The 25579-nt window shown below is 66.4% G+C and carries 20 protein-coding genes and 1 tRNA gene; 12 read left to right on the top strand and 9 right to left on the bottom strand.

All coding sequences use genetic code 11. From position 1 onward, the window contains the following. Nucleotides 1-74 precede the first annotated feature (74 nt). The 4 genes from thiI (at nucleotide 75) to N5D30_RS16500 (ending at nucleotide 5303) form a co-directional block, all read left to right on the top strand. Nucleotides 75-1532, top strand: a complete 1458-nt coding sequence (thiI, locus tag N5D30_RS16515; RefSeq protein WP_279909811.1) for a tRNA uracil 4-sulfurtransferase ThiI — start codon at nucleotides 75-77, stop codon at nucleotides 1530-1532. A 123-nt stretch (nucleotides 1533-1655) separates the two neighbouring features. Next, nucleotides 1656-3473 carry a translational GTPase TypA gene (gene typA / locus N5D30_RS16510; RefSeq protein WP_220813768.1) on the top strand — a complete coding sequence of 606 codons (1818 nt, stop codon included), beginning with the start codon at nucleotides 1656-1658 and terminating at the stop codon, nucleotides 3471-3473. A 168-nt stretch (nucleotides 3474-3641) separates the two neighbouring features. Next, nucleotides 3642-4982 (top strand): cell envelope integrity protein CreD, encoded by a 1341-nt coding sequence (gene creD / locus N5D30_RS16505; protein ID WP_279909810.1) that lies wholly within the window; start codon nucleotides 3642-3644, stop codon nucleotides 4980-4982. An 18-nt stretch (nucleotides 4983-5000) separates the two neighbouring features. After that, nucleotides 5001-5303: a hypothetical protein gene (locus tag N5D30_RS16500; protein WP_279909834.1), complete on the top strand. Its 303-nt coding sequence runs from the start codon at nucleotides 5001-5003 to the stop codon at nucleotides 5301-5303. Between the two features lie 108 nt (nucleotides 5304-5411). On the opposite strand, the gene egtD is transcribed toward N5D30_RS16500, so the two are convergent. The 3 genes from egtD to N5D30_RS16485 form a co-directional block, all read right to left on the bottom strand. After that, nucleotides 5412-6374 (bottom strand): L-histidine N(alpha)-methyltransferase, encoded by a 963-nt coding sequence (gene egtD, locus N5D30_RS16495; protein ID WP_279909809.1) that lies wholly within the window; start codon nucleotides 6372-6374, stop codon nucleotides 5412-5414. Nucleotides 6375-6377: 3 nt separating this feature from the next. Next, the gene (gene egtB / locus N5D30_RS16490) at nucleotides 6378-7661 is read right to left on the bottom strand and encodes an ergothioneine biosynthesis protein EgtB (RefSeq protein WP_279909808.1); all 1284 of its coding nucleotides are present in this window, start codon (nucleotides 7659-7661) and stop codon (nucleotides 6378-6380) included. A 133-nt stretch (nucleotides 7662-7794) separates the two neighbouring features. Further along, entirely contained in the window at nucleotides 7795-8355 is a 561-nt protein-coding gene (locus N5D30_RS16485) for an NAD(P)H-dependent oxidoreductase (RefSeq protein ID WP_279909807.1), read from the bottom strand. A 311-nt stretch (nucleotides 8356-8666) separates the two neighbouring features. Between N5D30_RS16485 and N5D30_RS16480 the strand changes: the two genes are divergently transcribed. The 4 genes from N5D30_RS16480 (at nucleotide 8667) to N5D30_RS16465 (ending at nucleotide 11809) form a co-directional block, all read left to right on the top strand. After that, nucleotides 8667-8846 carry a hypothetical protein gene (locus N5D30_RS16480; RefSeq protein WP_220813773.1) on the top strand — a complete coding sequence of 60 codons (180 nt, stop codon included), beginning with the start codon at nucleotides 8667-8669 and terminating at the stop codon, nucleotides 8844-8846. A gap of 244 nt (nucleotides 8847-9090) precedes the next feature. After that, nucleotides 9091-9696 (top strand): outer membrane beta-barrel protein, encoded by a 606-nt coding sequence (locus tag N5D30_RS16475; protein WP_279909805.1) that lies wholly within the window; start codon nucleotides 9091-9093, stop codon nucleotides 9694-9696. Nucleotides 9697-9755: 59 nt separating this feature from the next. Next, the gene (locus tag N5D30_RS16470; protein WP_279904579.1) at nucleotides 9756-10433 is read left to right on the top strand and encodes a response regulator; all 678 of its coding nucleotides are present in this window, start codon (nucleotides 9756-9758) and stop codon (nucleotides 10431-10433) included. Next, nucleotides 10430-11809: an ATP-binding protein gene (locus N5D30_RS16465; RefSeq protein ID WP_279909804.1), complete on the top strand. Its 1380-nt coding sequence runs from the start codon at nucleotides 10430-10432 to the stop codon at nucleotides 11807-11809. Before N5D30_RS16470 ends, N5D30_RS16465 begins: the two co-directional genes overlap by 4 nt. A 17-nt stretch (nucleotides 11810-11826) precedes the next feature. Here N5D30_RS16465 and N5D30_RS16460 read toward each other — a convergent pair whose 3' ends face one another. Continuing rightward, complete coding sequence (locus tag N5D30_RS16460) at nucleotides 11827-12768, bottom strand: LysR family transcriptional regulator (RefSeq protein WP_279909803.1); 942 nt, start codon at nucleotides 12766-12768, stop codon at nucleotides 11827-11829. Between the two features lie 98 nt (nucleotides 12769-12866). Here N5D30_RS16460 and N5D30_RS16455 point away from each other — a divergent pair, with 98 nt between their 5' ends. The 4 genes from N5D30_RS16455 to N5D30_RS16440 all read left to right on the top strand — a co-directional run bounded on the left by N5D30_RS16455 (nucleotide 12867) and on the right by N5D30_RS16440 (nucleotide 16918). Then, entirely contained in the window at nucleotides 12867-14651 is a 1785-nt protein-coding gene (locus N5D30_RS16455) for an alkyl sulfatase dimerization domain-containing protein (protein ID WP_279909802.1), read from the top strand. 61 nt (nucleotides 14652-14712) lie between these two features. Further along, on the top strand, nucleotides 14713-16428 hold the full coding sequence (locus N5D30_RS16450; RefSeq protein ID WP_279909801.1) for a sulfatase-like hydrolase/transferase: 1716 nt from the start codon (nucleotides 14713-14715) through the stop codon (nucleotides 16426-16428). 14 nt (nucleotides 16429-16442) lie between these two features. Beyond that, nucleotides 16443-16676 carry a DUF1145 domain-containing protein gene (locus tag N5D30_RS16445; RefSeq protein WP_279909800.1) on the top strand — a complete coding sequence of 78 codons (234 nt, stop codon included), beginning with the start codon at nucleotides 16443-16445 and terminating at the stop codon, nucleotides 16674-16676. Between the two features lie 83 nt (nucleotides 16677-16759). Next, the gene (locus tag N5D30_RS16440) at nucleotides 16760-16918 is read left to right on the top strand and encodes a YqaE/Pmp3 family membrane protein (RefSeq protein WP_003084988.1); all 159 of its coding nucleotides are present in this window, start codon (nucleotides 16760-16762) and stop codon (nucleotides 16916-16918) included. 51 nt (nucleotides 16919-16969) lie between these two features. Here N5D30_RS16440 and N5D30_RS16435 read toward each other — a convergent pair whose 3' ends face one another. The 5 genes from N5D30_RS16435 to dnaG form a co-directional block, all read right to left on the bottom strand. Continuing rightward, the gene (locus N5D30_RS16435) at nucleotides 16970-17917 is read right to left on the bottom strand and encodes a Dyp-type peroxidase (protein ID WP_279909799.1); all 948 of its coding nucleotides are present in this window, start codon (nucleotides 17915-17917) and stop codon (nucleotides 16970-16972) included. Between the two features lie 174 nt (nucleotides 17918-18091). Next, nucleotides 18092-18168: transfer RNA gene (locus tag N5D30_RS16430), tRNA-Ile, on the bottom strand. 17 nt (nucleotides 18169-18185) lie between these two features. After that, the gene (locus N5D30_RS16425) at nucleotides 18186-21533 is read right to left on the bottom strand and encodes an EAL domain-containing protein (protein ID WP_279909797.1); all 3348 of its coding nucleotides are present in this window, start codon (nucleotides 21531-21533) and stop codon (nucleotides 18186-18188) included. 85 nt (nucleotides 21534-21618) lie between these two features. Then, on the bottom strand, nucleotides 21619-23463 hold the full coding sequence (gene rpoD / locus N5D30_RS16420) for an RNA polymerase sigma factor RpoD (RefSeq protein ID WP_220813794.1): 1845 nt from the start codon (nucleotides 23461-23463) through the stop codon (nucleotides 21619-21621). A gap of 67 nt (nucleotides 23464-23530) precedes the next feature. Beyond that, a complete protein-coding gene (gene dnaG, locus N5D30_RS16415; protein ID WP_279909795.1) occupies nucleotides 23531-25525 on the bottom strand; it encodes a DNA primase in 1995 nt (664 codons plus the stop codon). Nucleotides 25526-25579: the final 54 nt, after the last annotated feature.

The following is a 25579-nucleotide window of genomic DNA, read 5'->3' as shown; positions in this document are numbered from 1 at the left end:
GTCAAAGCTTGAGCAATTTCCGCTATAATCCGCGCCCCTGTTTTTAGGCCCGCCTTCCTGCGCTCGTTTTCCCCATGAAACTCATCGTCAAACCCTTCGCGGAAATCACCATCAAGAGCCGGCCGGTGCGCAAGCAGTTCATCCGCCAGCTGGCGAAGAACATCCGCACGGTGCTGCGCGACCTGGACCCGGCGCTGGACGTGCGAGGGGAGTGGGACAACCTGGACCTGGTCAGCCAGGTGAGCGAGCGCAAGACCCAGCTGGAGATGTTCGAGCGCCTGCGCAGCATGCCGGGCATCGCCCACTTCCTCGAAGTGCACGAATATCCCTACGTGGACTTCGACGACACCTTCGAGAAGTGCCGGGCCCATTTTGGTGCCCAGCTGGCCGGCAAGGTCTTCGCCGTGCGCTGCAAGCGCGCCGGCAACACCCATGACTTCACCTCGATGGAACTCGCCACTCATGTCGGCAGCCGCCTGCGCCGCGAGTGCGGAGCCGCCGGCATCGACCTGAAGAAGCCTGAGGTCGAGGCGCGCTTCGAGGTGCGCTACGACCGCCTGCTGATCGTCCACGCCCAGCACGAGGGCCTCGGCGGCTACCCGCTGGGCTCCATCGAGCAGACCCTGGTGCTGATGAGCGGTGGCTTCGACTCCACCGTCGCTGCTTATCAGATGATGCGTCGCGGCCTGCTCACCCACTTCTGCTTCTTCAACCTCGGTGGCCGTGCCCATGAACTGGGTGTGATGGAAGTGGCCCACCACCTGTGGCAGAAGTTCGGCAGCTCGCACCGCGTGCTGTTCATCAGCGTGCCGTTCGAGGAAGTGGTCGGCGAAATCCTCGGCAAGGTCGACAACAGCCAGATGGGCGTGGTGCTCAAGCGCATGATGCTGCGCGCCGCCAGCTGCATCGCCGCCGAGCTGAACATCGATGCGCTGGTGACCGGCGAGGCGATCAGCCAGGTCTCCAGCCAGACCCTGCCGAACCTCTCGGTGATCGACTCGGTCACCGACACCCTGGTGCTGCGTCCGCTGATCGCCGCGCACAAGCAGGACATCATCGACACCGCCACCGCCATCGGCACCGCCGAGTACGCCAAGAACATGCCCGAGTACTGCGGCGTGATCTCGGTCAACCCGACCACCCGTGCCAAGCCCGGCCGCATCGAGCACGAAGAAACCCATTTCGACATGGCCATCCTCGAGCGCGCCCTGGAGCGCGCGAAGCGCGTGACCGTGGACAAGGTGATCGACGAACTGGGCCAGGACCTGCAGGTCGAGGAAGTGGCCGAGGCCCTGGCCGGGCAGATCGTCATCGACATCCGCCACCCGGACGCCGCCGAGGACGAGCCGCTTGTGCTTGCCGGTATCGAAGTGCAGGCCCTGCCGTTCTACGCGCTGAACAACCGCTTCAAGGAACTGGATGAGAGCCGCCAGTACCTGCTGTATTGCGACAAGGGCGTGATGAGCCGCCTGCACGCCCACCACCTGCTCAGCGAGGGACATGCCAATGTGCGCGTCTACCGCCCGCGCTAGAGCGGCGCGTCGTCTCGCCGAGGTGCGCCGTCGGCGTCCTCCCGACCAGCGCCCTTAATTCCCCGTTCATGCGGGCCGCGTAGAGTGCGCGGCCGACACCGAATCCCTAATCGAGACGACATCGTGATCGAAAAACTGCGCAACATCGCCATCATCGCCCACGTCGACCATGGCAAGACCACCCTGGTGGACAAACTCCTGAAACTGTCCGGCACCCTCGACCGCAAAGAGGCGGAATCCGAGCGCGTGATGGACTCCAACGACCAGGAAAAAGAGCGCGGCATCACCATCCTGGCGAAGAACACCGCCATCAAGTGGAACGGCTACAACATCAACATCGTCGACACCCCCGGCCACGCCGACTTCGGTGGCGAGGTGGAGCGCGTGATGTCGATGGTCGACTCCGTGCTGCTGGTGGTCGACGCCCAGGACGGCCCCATGCCGCAGACCCGCTTCGTGACCCAGAAGGCGTTCAAGGCCGGCCTGCGTCCGATCGTCGTGGTCAACAAGATCGACCGTCCGGGCGCTCGCCCCGACTGGGTCATCGACCAGATCTTCGACCTGTTCGACAACCTCGGCGCCAGCGACGAGCAGCTCGACTTCCCGATCGTCTACGCCAGTGCCCTGAACGGCATCGCCGGCATGGACCACGAGAAGATGGACGACAACATGGACGCCCTGTTCCAGGCCATCATCGACCACGTCCCGGCGCCCCAGGTCGACGTCGACGGCCCGTTCCAGATGCAGATCTCCCAGCTGGACTACAACAGCTTCCTCGGCGTGATCGGCATCGGCCGCATCGCCCGTGGCCGGATCAAGGCCAACACCCCGGTGGTCGCCATCAGCGACGACGGCAGCAAGCGCAACGGCCGCATCCTCAAGATCATGGGCCACTCCGGCCTGCAGCGCGTGGAAGTGGCCGACGCCGAAGCCGGCGACATCGTCTGCGTCTCGGGCATGGACGAGCTGTTCATCTCCGACACCCTGTGCGACCCGGCCAACGTCGAGGCGCGCCCGCCGCTGACCGTCGACCAGCCGACCGTGAGCATGACCTTCCAGGTCAACGACTCGCCGTTCGCCGGCAAGGAAGGCAAGTTCGTCACCAGCCGCAACATCAAGGACCGCCTGGACAAGGAGCTGCTGCACAACGTGGCTCTGCGCGTCGAGGCCGGCGAGTCCGCCGAGAAGTTCAAGGTCTCCGGCCGTGGCGAGCTGCACCTCTCGGTACTGATCGAGACCATGCGCCGCGAAGGCTTCGAGATGGCCGTGGGCCGTCCGGAAGTGGTGATCATCGAGAAGGACGGCGAGAAGCAGGAGCCGTACGAGAACGTCACCATCGACATCGAAGAGCAGCACCAGGGCTCGGTGATGGAGCAGATGGGCCTGCGCAAAGGCGATCTGACCAACATGATCCCCGACGGCAAGGGCCGCGTGCGCCTGGAATACACCATCCCGGCGCGCGGCCTGATCGGCTTCCGTAACAACTTCCTGACCCTGACCTCGGGTACCGGCATCCTGACCTCGACCTTCAGCCACTACGGTCCGATCAAGGCCGGCGAAGTCAGCAACCGCCAGAACGGCGTACTGGTCTCCATGGCCACCGGCACCGCGCTGACCTACTCGCTGGAAACCCTGCAGAGCCGCGGCAAGCTGTTCCTCGGCCCGGGCGACGAGATCTACGAAGGCCAGCTGGCCGGCATCAACAGCCGCGACAACGACCTGGTGATCAACCCCACCAAGGGCAAGAAGCTCGACAACATGCGCGCTTCCGGCAAGGACGAAGTCATCGCCCTGGTTCCGCCGATCCGCTTCACCCTGGAACAGGCGCTGGAATTCATCGCCGACGACGAGCTGGTTGAAGTGACGCCGAAGTCGATCCGTCTGCGCAAGAAAATGCTCAACGAGAACGACCGCAAGCGCTACGAGCGCAGCAAGGTCTGATCTCGACGAGATGCAGGAAGGCCGGGCAAATGCCCGGCCTTCTTGTTTCCGGCTATTGGCTCTGAGCGGCCTCCACACAAACTCCACACGCTCTCCACATTCCCCGCACGGCACCGCCACGGTCGCCGCCGAGACTCTCCCCACGGTCCAAACCAAGGAGAGTTCCCCATGAATCGCAACCTGCTGATCAAGCTGGGCGCCATCGCCGCGCTGATCGTTCTGCTGATGGTCCCGATCCTGATGATCGACGGCATGATCGAGGAGCGTCAGAGCCTGCGCGACGGCGTGCTGGAAGACATCGCGCGCAGTTCCAGCCACAGCCAGAAGATCACCGGCCCGCTGCTGGTGGTGCCCTATCGCAAGACCGTCCGCGAGTGGAAGACCCACGACAAGACCGGCGAGCGCTACCTCGACGAGCGCGAGCTGAGCGGGCGCCTGTATTTCCTGCCGGAGCGCCTGGCTGTCGGCGGCACCATCGGTACCGAGCTGCGTGCCCGTGGCATCTACGAGGCGCGCCTGTTCCACAGCAACGGCCGCCTGAGCGGCCACTTCGAGCTGCCGGCGCACTACGGCATCGCGGAAGACCTGGCGGACTACCGCTTCGGCCAGCCCTTCGTCAGCGTCGGCATCAGCGATATCCGCGGGATCAAGAACAACCTGGTGCTGGAGCTGGGCGAGCGCCGGCTGCCGTTCCAGCCGGGCAGCGCCGATCCGCTGCTCGGCGCCGGTGTGCATGCGCCGCTGCCCGAGTCGTCCCAGGGCGGGCGTCTGGACTTCGCCTTCGACCTGCTGCTGCAGGGCACCGGCAGCCTGGCCATCGCCCCGGTCGGGCGCGAGACCCAGGTGGACCTGAGCGCCGACTGGCCGCACCCGAGCTTCATCGGCGAGTACCTGCCGAGCGAGCGCGAGATCACCGCCAAGGGCTTCAGCGCGCGCTGGCAGACCAGCTTCTTCGCCACCAACATGGAGGAGGCCCTGGGCGACTGCGTGAGCGACGGCGATTGCCAGGCCTTCCTCGGCCGCCAGTTCGGCGTCAGCTTCGTCGACCCGGTGGACCAGTACCTGAAGAGCGACCGCGCGCTGAAATACGCCCTGCTGTTCATCGCCCTGACCTTCGCCGGCTTCTTCCTCTTCGAGGTGCTCAAGCGCCTGGCCGTGCACCCGGTGCAGTACGGCCTGGTGGGCCTGTCGCTGGCGATGTTCTACCTGCTGCTGCTGTCGCTGGCCGAGCACATGGCGTTCGCCAGCGCCTACGCCCTGGCCGCATCGGCCTGCGTGACGTTGATCGGCTTCTATGTCAGCCACGTGCTGCGCAGCTGGTTGCGCGGCGCCGGCTTCACCGCCGCCCTGGCCGCGCTCTACGGGATGCTCTACGCCCTACTCAGCGCCGAGGACTACGCGCTGTTGACGGGCTCGCTGCTGGTGTTCGGCCTGCTTGCCGCGGTGATGGTGCTGACCCGCAAGCTCGACTGGTACGGCCTGTCCCGGCCAGCCGCGCCCGCCGCCTGATCCGGGGAGTTCGCCATGATCCGCATGATGATGCAGTTTTCCGCCTGTTTCGCCCTCGGCCTAGTGGTGGCCGGGATGATCCTCATCGGCCTGATGTTCTTCGGCCAGTTCGACCTGATCCACGGCCTCAACCTCAGTGGCAAGCCGCTCGCCAGCGTCGCCCTGGCGCTGCTGCCGGGCGGTTTCTGGGAGGCCCTGACCGGCGTGCCGGACGCCGCCGACAACCCCAGCGTGCAGTCCTTCCTGCAGCTCTGTGTGGCGTTGGGGCAGGTGGCGCTGCTGCTGGCCGCTGCCTTCTTCCGCCTGTGGTACCGCACATGAGCGGCCATGTGGGTTTGCGTGAGGAGGCCCGTCTGGGCCACCTGCTGGCGCGGCGGATCGCGCGGCTGTTCCCTCAGGCAGAGCGCTCCGGCGAGCGGCGGACGTCGCTCACTCGCGGCGCAGGAAGTGCACGCTGAAGAACTGCCAGGGATCGCGCCACATGGCCACCGCGGCGAAGCCACCCTCGGCGGCCAGCTGGCGGAAGCCGGCGGGGGTGTACTTGTAGGAGTTCTCGGTGTGCAGGGTCTCGCCGGCGGCGAACTCGAACAGGCGGTCCTCGATGCGTACCTGTTGCGCATGGGGGCTGACCAGGTGCATCTCGATGCGCGACTCGGCCTCGTTGTAGAAGGCCCGGTGCTGGAAGCGGCCGGGGTCGATGTCGCTGTCCAGTTCGTGGCGGATGCGTTCGAGCAGGTTGAGGTTGAACTGGGCGGTGACGCCGGCCTTGTCGTTGTAGGCGCGCTCCAGTACCTGGCGGTCCTTGACCAGGTCGACGCCGATCAGCAGACCGCTCCCGGGCGGCAGGGCGGCGTGCAGGTTGCGCAGGAAGGCGCGGGCCTGTTCCGGGTCGAAGTTGCCGATGCTGGAGCCGGGGAAGAACGCCAGAGGGCGCTTGCCCAGCGCCTCGGCCGGCAGCTCCAGCGGCTGGCTGAAGTCGGCGCACAGGGCGTGCACGTCCAGCCAGCGGTAGTCGGCGGCCAGCCGGTGGGTACTGGCGGCGAGGAACTCGCGGGAGATGTCCACGCCCAGGTAGCGGGCCGGGCGCAGGGCCTCCAGCAGCAGGCGCACCTTGAGACTGGCGCCGCTGCCGAATTCCACCAGGCTGACGTCCGGTCCGGCGATTTTGGCGATGTCGCCGGCGGCCAGGCGCAGGATGGTCTCCTCGGTACGGGTCAGGTAGTACTCGGGCTGCCGGCAGATCTGCTCGAACAGCTGGGAACCGCGGCTATCGTAGAAGAACTTCGGCGAGATCGACTTGGGGCTGGCGGCGAAACCCAGCAGGGCCTCGTCGCGCAGGGCCGCTCGCTCGGCCGTCCAGGGCTGTTCGTGAACGCGGATTGCCAATGCCATATGTCAGATCTCCTTGGCCAGGCGCAGGCCGGCGAACTGCCAGCGCATGGTGGGGTGGAAGAAGTTGCGGTAGGTGGGGCGCACATGGTTCTCGGGGGTGACGCAGCTGCCCCCGCGCAGGACCATCTGGCCGGACATGAACTTGCCGTTGTATTCGCCCAGGCTGCCGGCCAGCGGGCGGAATCCCGGGTACGGACGGAAGGCGCTGGAGGTCCATTCCCAGACATCGCCATAGAGCTGCTGCAGGCCCTCGCCGGCGGCGCAAGTCACCGGTTGCAAGTGGTCGTTTTCGACGAAGTTGCCCCACAGCGGCTCGTCCTGGGCGGCGATCTCCCATTCCTCCTCGCTGGGCAGGCGGGCCTGGGCCCAGGTGGCGAAGGCGTCCGCCTCGTAGTGGCTGAGGTGGCACACCGGCGCGTCCGGGTCCAGTTCGCGGGGGCCGCCCAGGGTCAGCTCGATCCACTGTTCGCCGTCGCGCTGCCAGTACAGCGGCGCCTGCCAGCCGGCGCGCTGGATGTGGTCCCAGCCGTCGGCCAGCCACAGGGCGCTGCTGCGGTAGCCGCCGTCGCGGATGAAGTCGAGGTACTCGGCATTGCTCACGGGCCGGCTGGCCAGCTGGAAGGCGTCGACGAAGGCGCGGTGCCGCGGCCGCTCGCAGTCGAAGGCGAAGCCGCTGCCGTCGTGGCCGATGTGGCGCACACCGGCGGGATAGCTCAGCCAGCGCAGCGCCGCCGGGGCACGGGGGGCGGCTGTGAGATCCCGGCGGTAGGCCGGGCGCAGCGGGTTCTGCGCGAGGATGTGCTTGATGTCCATCAGCAGCAGCTCCTGGTGCTGCTGCTCGTGTTCCAGGCCCAGCTCGACGCGGGACAGCACCTCCTCGGCGATCTCCGCGTCGAGGTGCCCCAGCAGGCGCTCCATGGCCAGGTCGACATGGCTGCGGTAGGCGTACACCTCGCTCACCGTCGGCCGCGACAGCAGGCCGCGGCGGGTGCGCTCGAACGGTGTGCCGTGGGTCTGGTAGTAGGAGTTGAAGAGGTGGTCGTAGCGCGCGTCCAGCGGCCGGTAGTCCTTCAGGAAGGGCTGCAGCACGAAGGCCTCGAAGAACCAGCTGACGTGCGCCAGGTGCCACTTGGGTGGGCTCACCTCCGGCGTGCTCTGGATCACGTAGTCCTCGCGCTCCAGCGGCTCGCACAGGCGCTCGGTGGCGCTGCGTACCCGGTGGTAGCGATGCAGCAGGTGTTCCAGTCCGGCCAGTGAGGTATCAGTCCTGCGGGCCCGGTTCGGCATGTCGCTGTTCCTGTGCGGCCGTCGCGTTGGCGCGGCGGTTCATAGGAACAGCGACCGGCCGCCGGCGGCAAAGGTTCAAGCGGATTTCGCGGTGGGGCGAGGGGGCCGGGTCGGACGACCCGGCCGGCAGGGCTCAGGCGCGGTTCTGGATCTCGATCCAGCGGGCGAAGGTGTCGATGAATTTCTGCAGGAAGCCCTTGATGCTGTCGTTGGGCTTGCCGGCCTCGTCGAAGAAGTTGCCGGCGCCGCCCAGGTAGGACTCCGGCTGCTGCAGCACCGGCATGTCGAGGAACACCAGCGACTGGCGCAGGTGATGGTTGGCGCCGAAGCCGCCGATGGCGCCCGGCGAGGCGCTGACCACTGCTGCCGGCTTGCCGCTGAACACGCTCTGGCCATAGGGCCGCGAACCCACGTCGATGGCGTTCTTCATCGGCGCCGGCACCGAGCGGTTGTACTCGGGGGTGACGAACAGCACCGCGTCGGCGCCCCGCAGCTGGTCGCGGAAGGCGGTATAGGACGCGGGCGGCGGGTTGACGTCGATGTCCTCGTTGTACAGCGGCAGGTCGCCGATCTCGACGATCTGCAGCTTCAGCGACGGCGGCGCCAGCTCGGCCAGGGCCAGGGCCAGCTTGCGGTTGATCGAGGCCTTGCGGAGGCTGCCGACGAGAACCGCGACATTGAATACCTTGCTCATGGTGACTCCGTGAAGTGAGTGGACGAACGGAAAGAAGACCCGGACTGGAAACTATAGTGCGCTTCGTCGATCGCGCCGCTCTGGCACGCCCGTTCCGCCGCTGCGACATTGCGTCGTGTTGACCCGCGCCGCGTACCGGCGGAAATTGATCGCAGGCGGCTGAAACCGCCGGCCCCGTGCAGCTGTCTGTGTTCTGCACGAGTGTCATCAACCGGCGGCACGCTGGCCGAACAAGAACAATCCCCGATGCCCGTCACTGCCTACCATGCCGTTGCATACCGCAGCGGCCGTACTTTGTGAGGAAATCAGCAATGGATACGTTCAATCTGTTCGATCCGCGTTACCAACTGGAAGCCGAAGAGCGCGCCCCGCGCCGCAAAGCCAGTGAAGGCCAGATCCACGCGCACATTCAGCAGGCCCTGGCGGCCATCGACACGCTGACCGCTCAGTTGCGCCAGCGCGCGCACGACGGGAAGCGCCCCCACCACTGATTCCCCCGTCTACCGACTGCAGGCTCTCCTGCTCGAGCGTCTGCAGTCGGATGTCGGCTGCCTGCGCAATGCCGGTGGCTGGTGTTGTCGCGCGTGCGTGATGCAAACCCTGCGGCGCCTGGCGTCGTGCTCATCACCGCTCGTTCAGCGCAGGTTCAGGAAGGGTTCAGGAACGGTTCAGTGGCGCTGCGGGAGGATGGCTCCCGTGCTTCACACATCCAAACCGCTCCAAGAGGAACACGCCATGAAAGCCACCCTGAACCGTATCGTCCTGGCCAGCGGCCTGACCCTGGCTGCCGTCACCGCCCAGGCTGCCGACAACTTCGTCGGTCTGACCTGGGGCCAGACCAACAACAACATCCAGAAGTCTTCTGCTCTGAACCAGAGCCTGGGCAATCCATCGCTCGACAAAGTCATTCACAAGACCGGCACCTGGGGCATCCGCGCCGGCCAGGTGCAGGAAAACGGCCGCTACTACGCGACCTACGAGAACGTCTCGGACAGCGATAGCGGCTACAAGCTGCGCCAGCAGAACCTGCTCGGCAGCTATGACCTGTTCCTGCCCCTGGGCGACAACAACACCAAGCTGTTCGGCGGCGCCACCCTCGGTCTGGTCAAGCTGGAGCAGGACAGCCGTGGCCTGAGCCGCGACAGCGACATCGGTTATGCCGCGGGCCTGCAGGCCGGTATTCTCCAGCAACTGAACAAGAACGCATCGGTTGAAGCGGGTTATCGTTACCTGCGTACCAACGCCAGCACCGAGATGTCCCCGCATGGCGCCGGCAAGCTGGGTTCGCTGGACCTGCACAGCACCTCGCAGGCATACCTGGGCGCCAACTACGCGTTCTAAAACCTGCACGTTCCCCACCCGCTGGGCTTCGGCCCAGCTCCCACAGGAGACAGCGCCTGATGAAATTGCTGGTAGTGGAAGACGAGGCGCTGTTGCGTCATCACCTCTACACGCGACTGGGAGAGCAAGGCCATGTGGTGGACGCGGTGCCGAATGCCGAAGAGGCGCTCTACCGGGCGCAGGAATACAGCCACGACCTGGCGGTGATCGACCTCGGGTTGCCGGGCATGAATGGCCTGGACCTGATCCGCCAGTTGCGCAGCCAGGACAAGACCTTTCCCATCCTCATTCTCACGGCGCGCGGCAACTGGCAGGACAAGGTCGAAGGCCTGGCCGCCGGCGCCGATGATTACGTGGTCAAGCCCTTTCAGTTCGAAGAACTCGAAGCGCGCCTGAACGCGCTGCTGCGCCGCTCCTCGGGCTTCGTCCAGTCGACCATCGAGGCCGGCCCGCTCAACCTGGATCTGAACCGCAAGCAGGCTCAGCTGGACGGCATGCCCATGGCGCTGACCGCCTACGAATACCGCATCCTCGAATACCTCATGCGCCACCATCAGCAGGTGGTGGCCAAGGAACGGCTGATGGAGCAGCTCTACCCCGATGACGAAGAGCGCGATCCCAACGTGATCGAAGTGCTGGTTGGTCGCCTGCGGCGCAAGCTGGAGGGCGACAACGGCTTCAAGCCGATCGAGACCGTGCGCGGCCAGGGCTACCTGTTCGTCGAGCGCTGCCGATGAGCGAGCGCGTGACGCGGGTTCGGCGCCGCGCCGGGTTTTCCCTGCGCCTGCGGCTGATGCTCGGCGCTGCGGCGCTGGCCGTGCTGTTCATGCTGGCGCTGCTGCCGGTGCTGCAGCGAGCGTTCGTCTTCGCCCTAGAACAATCCATCGAGAAGCGCCTGGCGTCCGATGCCAGCACGCTGATTTCCGCCGCGCGCATCGTCGATGGCCGGCTGACGATGCCGGACAAACTGCCGGACGAGGAATTCGACAACCTCGAGACGCGCCAGCTCGGTTTCATCTACGACAGCGAAGGCACGCTGGTCTGGCAGTCGCATTCATCCCGCGCCGAGAACGTGCATTACACACCACGCTACGAGGGTGGCCGCCATGACTTCTCGCGGGCGCGGGCGCAAAGCGGCCGGGAGTTCTTCGTCTACGACGTGGAGATCGACCTGCTGCGGGGCCAGGCGGCCGCCTACAGCGTGATCACCATGCAGCCGGTGAGTGACTACCAGGCTATGCACGATGGCTTCATGCGGCAGCTCTACCTGTGGCTGACGGTAGCCCTGCTGGTGCTGCTCGGCCTGCTCTGGTTCGGCCTGACCTGGGGCTTTCGCGGCTTGCGCCGGCTTACCGCCGAGCTGGATCAGGTCGAGGCGGGCGAGCGTGAGGCGCTCAGTGAAGAACACCCGCGCGAGCTGTTGCGCCTGACCGGCTCGCTGAACCACCTGCTGGAAAGCGAGCGGCGGCAGCGTGAGCGCTACCGGCACTCGCTGGATGACCTGGCGCACAGCCTGAAGACTCCGCTCTCGGTATTGCAGGGTGTCAGCGAAAACCTCGCGGGGCGCAGCGCCAACCCGGAGCAGGCGCAGATCCTGCAACGGCAGATCGAGCGCATGAGCCAGCAGATCGGCTACCAGTTGCAGCGTGCCAGCCTGCGCAAGAGCGGCCTGGTGCGCCACCGTGCCCGCCTGGCGCCCTTGCTCGACATCCTCTGCGAGGCGCTGGACAAGGTCTATCGCGACAAGCGCGTGCGCGTCGAGCGGGTGTTCGATGTGCAGTTCGAGGTGCCCATCGAGCAGGGCGCATTGCTCGAACTGCTCGGCAACCTGCTGGAGAACGCCTACCGCCTGTGCCTGGGCACCGTCCGCGTCAGCGCCATCGTGCAGGCCGGCTACTGCGAGCTGAGCGTCGAGGACGACGGCCCCGGTGTGCCGGTCGACCAGCGTGCGCGCATCCTGCAGCGTGGCGAGCGCCTGGATACCCAGCATGAAGGGCAGGGCATCGGTACCGCGGTGGTCAAGGACATCATCGAAAGCTTCGGCGGCGAGCTGCTGCTGGAGGACTCCAACCTGGGTGGCGCGGCATTCCGCGTGCGCCTGCCGCGCAGTTGAGCTGGCTCCTTCGCGCTCTATGGTTCGTTGGCGCTGGCATCGGGAATAGGTAGCGAAGGCATCAGGTGTTCGCTGTCTTGCTCGCGGATGATCTGCTGCAGCTGCTCGGCGCCTGGCGACAGGCTGTGCCCGCTGCGGCTGACGATGCCATAGGCCGAGCTGGCCAGGTATGGCACGCCGCTCAGGGTGAGGATCGCCAGACGCCCGGCCTGCACATCGCTGGCGACCACGTCCCAGGGCGCCATGCTCAGCACGTCGCTACTCGACACCAGCTCCTTGAGCACCATGAAGTTGTCGCACTGGATGCTCATCGCCTGCTCGCCGCCCAGGGGTTCGAGATTCTCCGCCACCGCCTGCGGCAGCTGGGTGCCGGCCAGGGCGTAGCCGCGCAGGTCGTCCAGCCGCAGCGGCCCGCCGTGCCCGCACAGCGGGTGTTGCGGACGGCAGAACAGCACGCCGGGATGGCTGCGCAGCGCCTCGATGCACAGCTGGGGATCACCTTGGAGTTCACGGATATCGGCGACGAACAGCTCCAGTTCGTCGTCGAGCAGGCGCGTGCGCAGCTGCTGCCAGTTGTCGATCTGCAACTGCACGCGCACCTTCGGGTAGTGCTCGGCGAAGCGGCCGATGGCCTGGGGCACGAGCCGCGCGGCGGGGTAGGGGCCGGCGCCCAGGCGCAGTTCGCCGCTGGCGAGGTTGCCGAGCTGGCTCACCGCGTTGTGCAGGGCGTGGCTGCCGGCCAGCAGGCGGCGGGCGTGTTCGAGCACCAGGCGACCGTGGGCCGTCAGGCTGATGCCGCGGCTGTGGCGGTCCGCCAGGGTGCAGCCGAGGCCGCTTTCCAGCGCCTGGATGCTGCGGCTCAGGGCCGGCTGGCTGAGATGCACGGCCTCGGCGGCGCGGGCGAAGTGGCCATGGTCGGCGAGGGCGACGAAGTGACGGAGTTGGCGCAGGTCGTTCATGCGTGTCTCGCATCGAATTGGCGAATGAAATGCATTGGAATTATTGGCTCGCTTTCGCCAGTCTGCCTAGCGGGACAAACAACAACGAGCCAACCCCCATGTCATTCAGCCGATTCAGTGGCCTGCTGCTGGCCGCGACCCTGCCTTTCACCGCCAGCGCCGAGCTGCCCACCGAGCACATCGAGCCCTCGATCAACGCCGAGCTGGCCGAGCACACCCGGCACTTCAGCGAAAAGGTCTACCCGATCGCCGACAACGTCTGGTCGGCGGTGGGCTGGAACCTCGCCAACAGCGTGATGATCGAGGCGCCGGAAGGGCTGATCATCGTCGACACCGGCGAGTCGGCCGAGCAGTCGCGCAAGGTGCTCGCCGAGTTCCGCAAGATCAGCGATAAGCCGATCAAGGCCATCGTCTATACCCACTTCCACCCGGACCACATCAACGGCGTGAAGGGCTTCGTCAGCGAGGAGCAGGTGAAGAGCGGCGAGGTGCAGATCTACGCCCAGGAAAGCCTGCTCGACAACGTCGTCGCCCAGGGCGCGCTGGTCGGGCCGATCCTCTCCATGCGCTCGGGCTACAGCTTCGGCGCCGCGCTGCCGGACAGCGACAAGCAACAGATGAACGCCGGCCTCGGCCCGCTGGCCCATGAGGGCGCCTCGACCTTCATCGCGCCGACCATCACCTTCAAGGACAAGCTCGACACCACCATCGCCGGCCTGCCGGTGCAGTTCCTCCACGTGCCCAGCGAGGCGCCGGATGAGATCGTCCTGTACCTGCCGGACAACCGCGTGCTGATCAGCGCCGAGGTCACCCAGGGGCCGACCCTGCCGAACATCCACACCCTGCGCGGCACCAAGTTCCGCGACCCGGTGGTGTGGGTGGACAGCCTCGACAAGCTGCGCGCCTTCCAGGCCGACTACATGGTGCCGCTGCACGGCCAGCCGGTGAGCGGCAAGGACAAGGTCGAAGAAGTGCTGCGCATGACCCGCGACGCCATCGCCTACATCCACGACCAGACCGTGCGCTGGATGAACAAGGGCCTGACCCCCGACGAGCTGGTAGAGAAGGTCCAGCTGCCGCCCCACCTGGCCGGCTACACGCCCTACCTGCGCGAGTACTACGGCACCGTGAAGCACAGTGTGCGGCAGATCTACCAGGGCTACCTGGGCTGGTTCCAGGGCGACCCGGTGGACCTCGACCCGATTCCGCCGAAGGACAAGGCCGAGCGCCTGATCGCGCTCATGGGCGGCCGCGAGAAGGTCCTGCTGGCCGCCGGCGAGGCCTACATCAAGGGCGACTACCAGTGGGCCGCGGAACTGTCCGGCTACGCCATCCGCGTCGACCACGGCGACAAGCTGGCGCGCGACATCAAGGCGCGCAGCTTCCGCAAGCTCGGCTACGCCAGCATGAACATCAACTGGCGCAACTGGTACCTGATGAGCGCCATGGAGCTGGAAGGCAAGCTAGACGATGGCGGCGCCGAGGAGCTGGGTCGCCGCGTGCGCAGCGCCTTCCTCTCCAGCGACATGCTGAAGAACCTGCCGGCGCGCATCTTCCTGCAGAACTGGGTGACCCGCATCGACCCGGAGAAGAGTGCCGACGTGGAGCTGACCCTGGGCTTCGCCTTCCCCGACATCGGCGAGGAATGGAGCCTGGACGTACGTCGCGGAGTGGCCCAGCTGCGCCGGGGCATCGACGCCGACACAGCGCTGCGCCTGACCCTCGACAAAACCTACCTGGACACCGTGATCAGCGGCGAGAACGGCCTGCTCAAGGGCGCGCTGCTGGGGGACGTGAAGGTCGACGGCAACCTGCTCGACATCAAGACCTTCCTCGGCTGCTTCGACTTCGCCGAAGCGCCGATCGCCCTGACCGTGCGCTGATGTCCCGCGGCGCGCCTGGGCGGCGCGTCGCACCACCCGTGGGCCACCGGAGGATCGCGCCATGCAACGTCGCGAGCTGTTGAAGAAGGCCGCCGCCCTGACCGCCGCGGGCGTTGCCTCCCCCGTCCTCGGGCAGCAGGCGGCGCCGGCCAGGGTGCGCCCGGCCGGCCGCAAGCCGAACATCCTGCTGATCGTCACCGACCAGCAGCAGGCCCACCGCGACCTGCCCAGCGCGCTGCCGCTGCCCGGCCACGAGCGGCTGCTGCGCGGCGCGGCCAGCCTGGGCAACTTCCACGTCAACACCACGCCCTGCTCGCCGTCGCGCTCGGTGCTGTTCACCGGGCAGCACACCCAGCGCACGGGGATCACCGCCAACATCGGCCTGCCGCCGTTTCGCGAGCTGTCGCCCGGGCTGCCCACCCTAGGCCACATGCTGCGCGAGCAGGGCTACCACACCGCCTACAAGGGCAAGTGGCACCTGTCGCACATCGAGCAGCCGGGCAACCTCACCTACGGCGTGGTCGAGAGCACCCGCGACGCCCTGCTGCCGTTCGGCTTCGCCGACTACAACCTCAACGGCGACCCCCACGGCTCGCTGATGACCGGCTTCATCTTCGACAAGGTCACCGCCAGCGATACCGTCGGCTGGCTGCACCAGCACCGCGACGACGAGGCGCCCTGGTTCCTCGCGGTCAACTTCGTCAACCCGCACGACATCATGTTCTACAGCTCCGGCGCGAAGCAGGAGCAGTCGCGCCTGCGCCGCAACTTCCTCGGCCCGATCGACCCGGGGCCGACCACAGGGCTGTACCAGACGCGCTGGGACCTGCCCCTGCCGCGCAGCTTCTACAGCGAGGACCTGAGCCGCAAACCCTGGGCCCAGCGCGCCGATGTGGAGCTGTGCAACCGCGTGTACGGCCACCTCGACCCCAAGGACGAAGAGGCCTGGAAGGGCCTGCAGAGCTACTACCTGAACTGCGTGCGCGACGTCGACCAGTCCATCGAGCAGGTGCTGCTGGCGCTGGAGGACAGCGGCCTGGCCGACGACACCATCGTCATCCTCACCGCCGACCACGGCGAGATGGCCGGCGCCCACCAGTTGCGGCAGAAGGGACCGCACATGTACCGGGAGAACACCCGGGTCAACTTCATCGTGCGCCACCCGGACGTGCGCCAGGGCTTCACCAGCGAGGCGCTGGGCTCGACCGTCGACATCGCGCCGACCGTGCTGGAACTCGCCGGGGTGGACTCCGTGACCCGCGCCGAGCGCTACCCGCAGCTGGCCGGCGTCAGCCTGGCGGACAGCCTCGGCGGTGCGGACCGGCGCTCGACCCGGGACGAACGCGGCCATCTGTTCGACTACGGCGTGGTCATGTACCTCGACCCGGAATTCACCGAGTCGGTGATGCGCCATGCCGACCAGGTCACGCCCTGGGCGATCCTGCGCGAATCCCTGCGCCAGGGGCAGCTCGGCCCGTCGCTGGACAACCGCGCGCTGTTCCGCGGCATCCACGACGGCCGCTACAAGTTCGCCCGCTACTTCGCGCCGTCCGACCACCACACGCCGGCTGGCTTCGACGACCTGCTGGCGCGCAACGACCTGGAGCTGTACGACACCCAGGCCGACCCGAACGAACTGCACAACCTCGCCGCCGAGCCGCAGGCACACCGCGAACTGATCGAGCGGCTGAGCGCCCGGGTCGACGCGCTGGTCGCCCTGGAGATCGGCGTCGACGACGGCCGCGAACACCCTGGCCCGACCTTCCTCTACAACTGAACCGGGAGCTTTCCATGCTGACCCTGGCCAAGGCCGCACTCGCGCTGTTCTGGATACTGGCGCTGGCCGACCTGCTGCACCCCTTCGCGGGCCCTTACATGAGCGCCATCGCCGCACTGCTGCTGGTGATCCATGTGCTGGAGATCGTCGTGCTGCATGGGCGTCTGCAGCGCCAGGCGCAACCGATGCTGGCGCGCCTGCAGGTGCTGCTGTTCGGGGTGCTGCACCTGCGCAGTCTCAGCCCCTGAGATTCAGCCTGAACCCCGCTGCGCTTGCGCGGGTCTGTGCTAGTACGGCGACGTCCGCCGCCATGGACCTCAAGGAGTACCGCATGGACCTCATCCGCATTCTGATCGCCATCCTGCTGCCGCCGCTGGGCGTGTTCCTCCAGGTCGGTTTCGGTGGCGCCTTCTGGCTGAACATCCTGCTCACGCTGCTCGGCTACATCCCCGGCATCGTGCATGCGGTGTACATCATCGCCAAGCGCTGAAGGCAGCAACGAAAAAGCCGCGCGATTGCGCGGCTTTTTCATGCGGGGAGATCAGGGTGCCTTGTCGGCCAGCTCTTCCAAGAGATCGGCGGAAGGCACGAAGAACAGGCTCCCCGTCACCGCCTTGCTGAAATCCAGGAGGCGGTCGTAGTTGCCCGGCGGCAGGCCGATGAACATGTTCTCGAGCATTTCCTCCATCGGCTCCGGCGAGCGGGCATAACCGATGAAATAGGTGCCGAACTCCCCGGCTCCCGGGCGGCCGAACGGCATGTTGTCGCGCAGGATCTTCACCTCCTGGCCGTCCTTGACCAGGGTGGTCAGGGAACTGTGCGAACAGCTCGGCTTCACCGACTCGTCCAGCTCGATGTCCGTCAGCTTGGTGCGCCCGATGATGCGCTCCTGGGCCTCGGTGGACAGCTGGTTCCAGCGGGTCATGTCGTGCAGGTACTTCTGCACCAGCACGTAGCTGCCGCCGGCGAAGTCCGGGTCCTCGTCGCCGATCAGGGTGAAGTGCGCGGCCTCGCGGCCCACCGGGTTCTCCGTGCCGTCGACGAAGCCGATGATGCTGCGCATGTCGAAATAGCGGAAACCCTGGACCTCGTCGACCACCGTGACCGCCTCGCCCAGCCGCGTCATCAGCTGGGTCGCCAGCTCGAAGCAGAGATCCATCTGCTCCGCGCGGATGTGCAGCAACAGGTCCCCCGGCGTGGAAACGGCGACCCGCTCGCCGGTACCGATCTCGCGAAACGCATGCAGGGCTGCAGGGCGCGGCGCACCGAACAGGGCATCCCACGCTACGGCACCGAAGCCCACCACACACGAGAGATCGCCTTCCGGCACGCGCTTGCCCACCGAACGGACCAGCGCCGCTACGTCACCGCACAAGGCTCGGACGGTCTCGTTGTGCCCCTCGCCCGGATTGAGAGTGGCGACGATAAAGATCGCGCTGCGGGTGATCGGAGTGCCGACCGCCTGGGACAAGGGGGAATCGCTGGCCATCTTTGCCTCGGCGTCTTCTGTGGGAGCTTGTGCGCCTGACTCCGCGAGCCAGGGCGAAACGTCGTAGAGGCTGGGCGCAGCGCAATACGAGCGGTAGCCGGGATGGTACGCAGTTTTCAGGAGGCCAAAAAGACTTAGGCCAGTCGCATGACTGGCCTAAGTCCTTATTCTGCTTGGTGGGCCCACACGGACTCGAACCGTGGACCAAAGGATTATGAGTCCTCTGCTCTAACCGACTGAGCTATAGGCCCTCAGAAGGAGCGGCGGATTATACCGGCGCCTTTTCCGCGCTGCCAATCGGCAGGGGGCCGAGAAAGTTGGTGGCGAAGGATTCGGCCGAGAGCGGGCGGCTGATCACGTAGCCCTGGATCTGTTCGCAGCCCTCGCTGGCGAGGAAGGTTTCCTGGGCCTTGGTTTCCACGCCTTCGGCGATCACCGACATCTGCAGGCTGCGACCCAGCGCGATGATCGCACGGGTGATGGCGACATCGTCCGGGTCGCCGGGCAGGCCGAGGACGAAGGACTTGTCGATCTTGAGGATGTCCAGCGGCAGGCGCTTGAGGTAGCTGAGGGACGAGTAGCCGGTGCCGAAGTCGTCGATGGCCAGCTGCAGGCCCAGCGACTTGAGTTCATGGAGCACCAGCAGCGCTTCCTCGGCCTGGTTCATGATGAAGCTTTCGGTGATTTCCAGTTGCAGGCAGCTGGCCGCCAGGCCGAAGTCGTCGAGGGTGCCGGCGATGCGCTCCACCAGCCGGGGCTGGCGCAGCTGGCTGCCGGACAGGTTGACCGACAGCGGGCCGAACGGCGCGTGGCTTTCCTGCCAGGAGCGCATTTGCCGGCAGGCTTCCTGCAGCACCCAGTCGCCGAGCTGGAGGATCATGCCGTTGTCTTCGGCCAGCGGGATGAAGCGGTCCGGCGGAATCTCGCCGAACAGTGGGTGGTGCCAGCGCAGCAGGGCTTCCGCGCCAACCAGGGTCCTGCTCGTCAGGCACAGCTTCGGCTGGTAGTAGAGAGTCAGCTCGCCGCGCTCGATGGCGCGGCGCAGCTCCAGTTCCAGGGTCATGCGCTCGGTGGCCTGGAAGGTCAGGTTGCGGGTGTAGAACTCGACCCGATTGCGGCCCTTGGCCTTGGAGCTGTACATGGCCGCGTCGGCGTTCTTGACCAGGGTGGCGACATCCTCGCCATCTCTCGGGTACAGGCTGATGCCGATGCTGGCGCTGATGAAGAACTCGCTGCTCTCGGTGTGGAAGGGGGTGTTGAAACAGTTCAGCAACTTGGTCGCCACCCGCTCGGCGTCGGCGGGCAGCTGCAGGCCGGGCAGCAGTACGATGAACTCGTCGCCGCCCTGCCGCGCCACCGTGTCAATGTCGCGCAGCTGGCCGCGCAGGCGCTGGGCGATGCTCTTGAGCAGCTGGTCGCCGACCGGGTGGCCGAGGCTGTCGTTGATGTGCTTGAAGCGGTCCAGGTCGAGGAACAGCACGGCGCCATGGCCGCGCTCGGTGCGGGCCTCCTGCAGCGCCTTGTCCAGGCGGTGTTCGAACAGCGCGCGGTTGGGCAGTCCAGTGAGCGGGTCGTGGTGCGCCTGGTAGTCCAGCCGCTCCTGGGCCTGCTTGAGCGAGCTGATGTCGGCGAATACGCCGACGAAGTGGGTGATCTGGCCGTCCTGGCCACGCACGGCGCTGATGGTCAACCATTCGGGGAACTCCTCGCCGTTCTTGCGCCGGTTCCAGATCTCGCCCTGCCAGTGTCCTTCCTCGTTCAACTGGCGCCACATATCTTTGTAGAAGGTCCGATCATGCCGTTCGGAGGCGAGCAGGCCGGGCTTCTGGCCGAGTGCCTCGGCTTCGCTGTAGCCGGTGATTTCGCTGAAGGCGCGGTTGACCGCGGTGATGCGCTGCTCCAGGTCGGTGATCATCACGCCCTCGGCCGTGCTCTCGAAGACGGTGGCGGCCAGGTGCAGGCGTTCTTCCATCTGCTCGCGGTCGGTGATGTCGCGGGCGATGGTGAGCAGGCAGGGTTCGTCCTCGATCATGATCGCCTGGACCGAGAGTTCGCCCAGGCGCAATCTCCCGTCGCAGGCGTTGAGCCAGGCGCGGAAGTCGCGCAGGCCGCCATGCTGGCGTACCGCCTCGACCATGCGCAGGCGGTCGTCCGGGTTGGCCCACATGTTCAGCTCCCGGGTGGTGTGTCCGAGCGCCTCGGTGATGTCGTAGCCGGTGATCCGGGTGAAGCCCTCGTTGGCCTCGAGGATCAGCCCGTCGCGCGAGCGGGTGATCAGCAGGCCGTCCGGCGAGGCGTGGAAGGCCTTGGCGAACTTCTCCTCGGACAGGCGTTGGGCCTGCTCGATGCGCTTGGCCTCGCTGATGTCGATCATCAGGCCGTGCAGCAGCGGGCCGTCGTCGCCCGGCATCGGCGTGACGATGTCGCGAATCCACACGGTGCGGCCGTCGGCCGCCAGCATGCGGTAGTCGAAGCCGGCCTGGCCCTCGCCCTGGATGTGCCGGTGCGCATGCTCGGCATCGTCCGGGTGCAGGTGGCGCTGCCAGAAGCCGGGTTCCAGCCATTCGTCCAGGGGATAGCCCAGCAGCTTCTCGGCGTGCGGCGAGACGTAGGTGAAGCGCTGCTCCTTGAGGCGCATCTGCCAGGCCACCGCGCTGAGGCTCTCGATGAGGCCGCGGTAGTGCTGTTCGCTGCTGCGCAGGCGTTCTTCCAGGCTTCGGCCCCTGCGCATCTCCTGGCGCAGCCGCTGGTTGATGCGCAGCACGGTGGCCAGTATCAGCAGGGCCAGCAGGAAGACGGGGATGCCGTAAGGGAGGGCGCGCAGCCAGGCGTCACGCTCGTCCAGCACGCCGCCGACCCAGGGCTCGCGCAGCTTGGCGATTTCCTTCTCGGTCAGTTCGGCGAACAACTTGTCGAGGATGCCGATCAGCGGCGTGTTCTGGTGCGGCGCGGCCATCGCCAGTTGGTAGCGGTAGGGCGTCTCGCCGGTGATGCTGAGGCCGTCCAGCTTCAGCTCGCGCAGGCTCCAGACACTGGAGGCGAGGTCGCCGATCATTGCGTCGGCCTGGCCTGTGGCGAGGGCCTGCAGTGCGGCCTCGACGCTGGGCAACGGCAGCAGGTTGAGGTCGGGGTGGCGGTTGCGCAGGATGACGTGGGGCGCATAGTCCAGCACCACGGCGATCTTCAGGCCGTACAGCTGGTCCAGCCTGCGCGGCTGCGGGCCGCTGCGGTGGGCGAGGATGACGATGGGGAAGTCGAGGTAGGGGCGGGTGAAGGCCAGGTCGCGCTGGCGTTCGGGGGTCGACATGATGCCTGGCAGCAGGTCCACCCGGCCTTCCTGGGCGCGGGCCAGCACTTCGCTCCAGTCGTTCGAGGCCACCGGCTGCATCCGGATCTTGAGGCGCTCCTCGATCAACCTGACGTAGCTGGCGCTGAGGCCGCTGTAGCGGCCTTGTTCGTCGCGGAACTCGAAGGGTGGCCATGAAGGGTCGATGCCCAGGCGCAGCTGTGGGTGGTCGGCCAGCCAGGCCTGCTCTTCCGGGCTGAGCTCAAGCGCCGCCGCCGGGAGCGCCCAGCACGCCAGACACGACAGGAGAATGGCCAGCAGACGCGACATGCGGCGGTTCCGGGAAGCGTTGGATACTCTTGTCAGTGTAGCCGGCGCAGAAGCAAAAACCCCGGCGGGTGCCGGGGTTTTGCCATCATTCGTCGAGGAATGAGCGCAAATGCTCGCTGCGCGTCGGATGGCGCAGCTTGCGCAGCGCCTTGGCCTCGATCTGGCGGATACGCTCGCGGGTGACATCGAACTGCTTGCCCACTTCCTCAAGGGTGTGGTCGGTGTTCATATCGATGCCGAAGCGCATGCGCAGCACCTTGGCCTCGCGGGCGGTGAGCCCGGCCAGGACTTCGCGGGTGGCTTCCTTGAGGCTTTCCACGGTCGCCACTTCGATCGGCGACTGCATGGTGGAGTCCTCGATGAAGTCTCCCAGGTGCGAGTCTTCGTCGTCGCCGATGGGCGTCTCCATGGAGATCGGCTCCTTGGCGATCTTCAATACCTTGCGGATCTTGTCCTCGGGCATCTCCATGCGCTCGCCCAGCTCTTCCGGGGTCGGCTCGCGGCCCATCTCCTGCAGCATCTGGCGGGAGATGCGGTTGAGCTTGTTGATCGTCTCGATCATGTGCACCGGGATACGGATGGTGCGCGCCTGGTCGGCGATCGAGCGGGTGATCGCCTGGCGAATCCACCAGGTGGCGTAGGTCGAGAACTTGTAGCCGCGGCGGTATTCGAACTTGTCCACCGCCTTCATCAGGCCGATGTTGCCTTCCTGGATCAGGTCGAGGAACTGCAGGCCGCGGTTGGTGTACTTCTTGGCGATGGAAATCACCAGACGCAGGTTGGCCTCGACCATTTCCTTCTTGGCGCGACGGGCTTTCGCCTCGCCAATGGACATGCGGCGGTTGATGTCCTTGATCTCGGCGATCACCAGGCCGGCGTCGGCCTCGATGGCGCTCATCTTCTCCTGGCAGCGCTGGATGTCGGCCTGCAGGTTGCCGATGGCCTCGGCGTACTTGGCCTTGCCCTTGGCCAGGCCGGCGGACCATTCGGTGGAGACTTCATTGCCGGGGAACAGCTTGAGGAAGTCGGCACGCGGCATGCGGGCGTCACGCACGCACAGCTGCATGATGGCGCGTTCCTGGGCACGAACCTGTTCCAGAGAGCCGCGAACGCGCTCGACCAGGGCATCGAACTGCTTGGGCACGAGCTTGATCGGCATGAACAGCTCGGCCAGCGTCGTCTGTTCCTGCTCCGCCTGCTTGCTGCCGCGGCCGTGCTTCTTCAGAGCCTTGCGGGTCTTCTCCAGCTGATCGGCGACCGCGCCGAAGCGGCGGGCGGCTTCTTCCGGGTCCGGGCCACCATCGCCTTCGTCGTCGGAGTCGGAGTCGCTTTCCTCCTCCTCTTCCTCGTCGTCCTTGGTCTCGGCGGCGGCTTCCTTCAGCTCGGGCACGACTTCCTCGGCCGGCAGGCTGCCGTCATCCGGGTCGATGTAGCCGCTGAGCACGTCGGACAGGCGGCCGCCTTCGGTGGTGACACGCTGGTATTCGGCGAGGATGCTGTCGACGGTGCCCGGGAACAGGGAGATGGCGCCCATGACTTCACGGATGCCTTCCTCGATGCGCTTGGCGATTTCGATCTCGCCTTCGCGGGTCAGCAGCTCCACGGTACCCATTTCACGCATGTACATGCGCACCGGGTCGGTGGTGCGGCCGATATCGGTCTCTACCGCGGCCAGCGCGGCGGCGGCTTCTTCGGCGGCGGCTTCGTCGGTGTCGGCTTCGGCCAGCAACAGGGCATCCGCATCCGGAGCGCTCTCGAATACGTTGATCCCCATGTCGTTGATCATGCGGATGATGTCTTCCACCTGTTCCGGATCGGAAATATCCTCCGGCAGGTGGTCGTTGACCTCGGCGTAAGTCAGGTAACCCTGCTCACGACCACGGCTGATCAACTCTTTCAAACGAGACTGCTGTTGCGCTTTTCCGGACATAGCACCCTATCCACTGAAGGTCTTGGCGGGCTGAAAATAAGCCGAGGATTATACCCGATTTGGCGCATCACGCGCCAGTTGGGCTCTCGCTGTCGGTCGATGGAGCGTGACTGAAGTGCTCTCTCAAGAGAGCCTTTTCCTCGTCGCTCAGTTCGCTGGGGCTCTTGTGCATGACGCTCCGCAACAGTTGATCGCGGCGTTTCTTCAGCTGGCCGTGGGTAAGTGTAGTAATGGTGTCGAAGAACTGCTTTTCAAGATTATCGCCTTCGATCAGCCACTCCTTTTCCGCCAGGGCGCGCAGCAGGCGGCCCTGGTCGGTGCCGTGCCAGCGGGCGATCAGCTGCAGCGAACGCAGCTTGGGGCTCTTCTGCAGGGTGCCGACCAGGGCGACCAGCAGCTGGGCGTAGGTGTCTTCTTCGTCGGCGAAATGGCTGACATCTTCGACTTTCTGCGCCAGTTGCGGGTGGTGCAGCAGGGTGCGCAGTGCCGTCAGGGTCGGCGTCTCCACGTGCACCGGCTTGCGCGGCGGGGCGCCGTCGCGCGGGCCTTTCTTCCAGTCGCCGCCCTTGCGCCACTCGCCATCCTTCTTCCAGGCCTTGCCTTCGCCCTTCTGCCAGGTCTTCTTCGGCTCGTAGGCTTCGGCGGGCGGCTCGATGTGGTTGGCGTAGTCGGCGACATCGCCGTAGTCCGGCTGGGCGTCGTAGTAGTGGCCATAGTCCGTCGGCGGCTCGTGGCTGGCGCTGGGGGCGGGTGGTGCGTTCTGCGCGGCCTGCTGCAGCATCTCGCCGCTGAGCCCGGTGATTTCCGAGAGGCGCTGGCGCATCAGGGCGCGCAGGTGGTTGCCGGGAATCTTGTCGATCAGCGGCGCGGCCAGGGTCACCAGGTGCGCCTTGCCTTCCAGCGAGCGTGGGTCGGCTTCTTCCGACAATTGCTGGAAGAGGTAGTCAGCCAGCGACTGGGCATGCTGGTTGATGCGAGCGCGGAAGGCGTCGGTGCCTTCCTGGCGCACCAAGGTGTCCGGGTCCTCGCCCTCAGGCAGAAACAGGAAGCGCGCGCGGCGGCCGTCCTGCAGGTTGGGCAGGGTGGCCTCCAGGGCGCGCCAGGCGGCCTTGCGCCCGGCGCCGTCGCCGTCGAAGCAGAACAGCACGCTGGGCACCAGGCGGAACAGGCGCTTGAGGTGTTCCTCGCTGGTCGCCGTGCCGAGGGTCGCGACGGCGTTGCGCAGGCCCTGCTGGGCCAGCGCGATGACGTCCATGTAGCCCTCGACCACCATGATCTCGTCGAGATCGCGGTTGCTCTTGCGCGCTTCGTAGAGGCCGTACAGTTCCTGGCCCTTGTGGAACACCGGCGTTTCGGGTGAGTTCAGGTACTTGGGCTTGTCGTCGCCCAGTACCCGGCCGCCGAAGGCGATGACCCGGCCCCGGCTGTCGCGGATGGGGAACATCACCCGGTCGCGGAAGCGGTCGTAGCGCTTGCCGCTCTCGGTGTTCTCGATCAGCAGGCCGGCGTCGATCATGGCCTTCTGCTGCATGCCGTCGCCGCCCAGATGCCTGAACAGGTTGTCCCAGCCCGGCGGGGCGAAGCCCAGGCCGAAGTCGCGGGCGATCTCGCCGGTCAGGCCGCGGCCCTTGAGGTAGTCCACCGCGGCCTTGCGCGTCGGGTGGCTCTTCAGGGCCTGGCGGTAGTAGTCGGCGGCGGCGGTGAGCAACGGGTAGAGCGGCGAGTCGGTCGGCTGGCGCGGCGTGCGGCCGCGGCCGCTGTCTTCCCGGGGTACGTCCATGCCGGCGCGCTTGGCCAGGTCCTCGACGGCCTGGGGGAAGTCCAGGCTGTCGTGGTCCATGACGAAGCCGAGGGCATTGCCGCCGGCGCCGCAGCCGAAGCAGTAGTAGAACTGCTTGTCGGGGCTGACGCTGAAGGAGGGGGTCTTCTCCTTGTGGAACGGGCAGCAGGCCGTGTAGTTCTTGCCAGCCTTCTTCAGCTGGATGCGCGAGCCCACCACTTCGACTATGTCGGTGCGGTTGAGCAGGTCATCGATGAAGGATTGCGGGATCAGGCCGGCCATGGGTTCGTCAGCGTGCGGGTGCCAGAGGCGGGAGCATAAACGAAAAAACTCCGG

It is taken from the genome of Pseudomonas sp. GD03875 (genome assembly GCF_029840585.1).
GTDB lineage: Bacteria > Pseudomonadota > Gammaproteobacteria > Pseudomonadales > Pseudomonadaceae > Aquipseudomonas > Aquipseudomonas paralcaligenes.
Note: the sequence above shows the minus strand (reverse complement) of the source record. Positions and strands in the feature narration are given on the sequence as shown.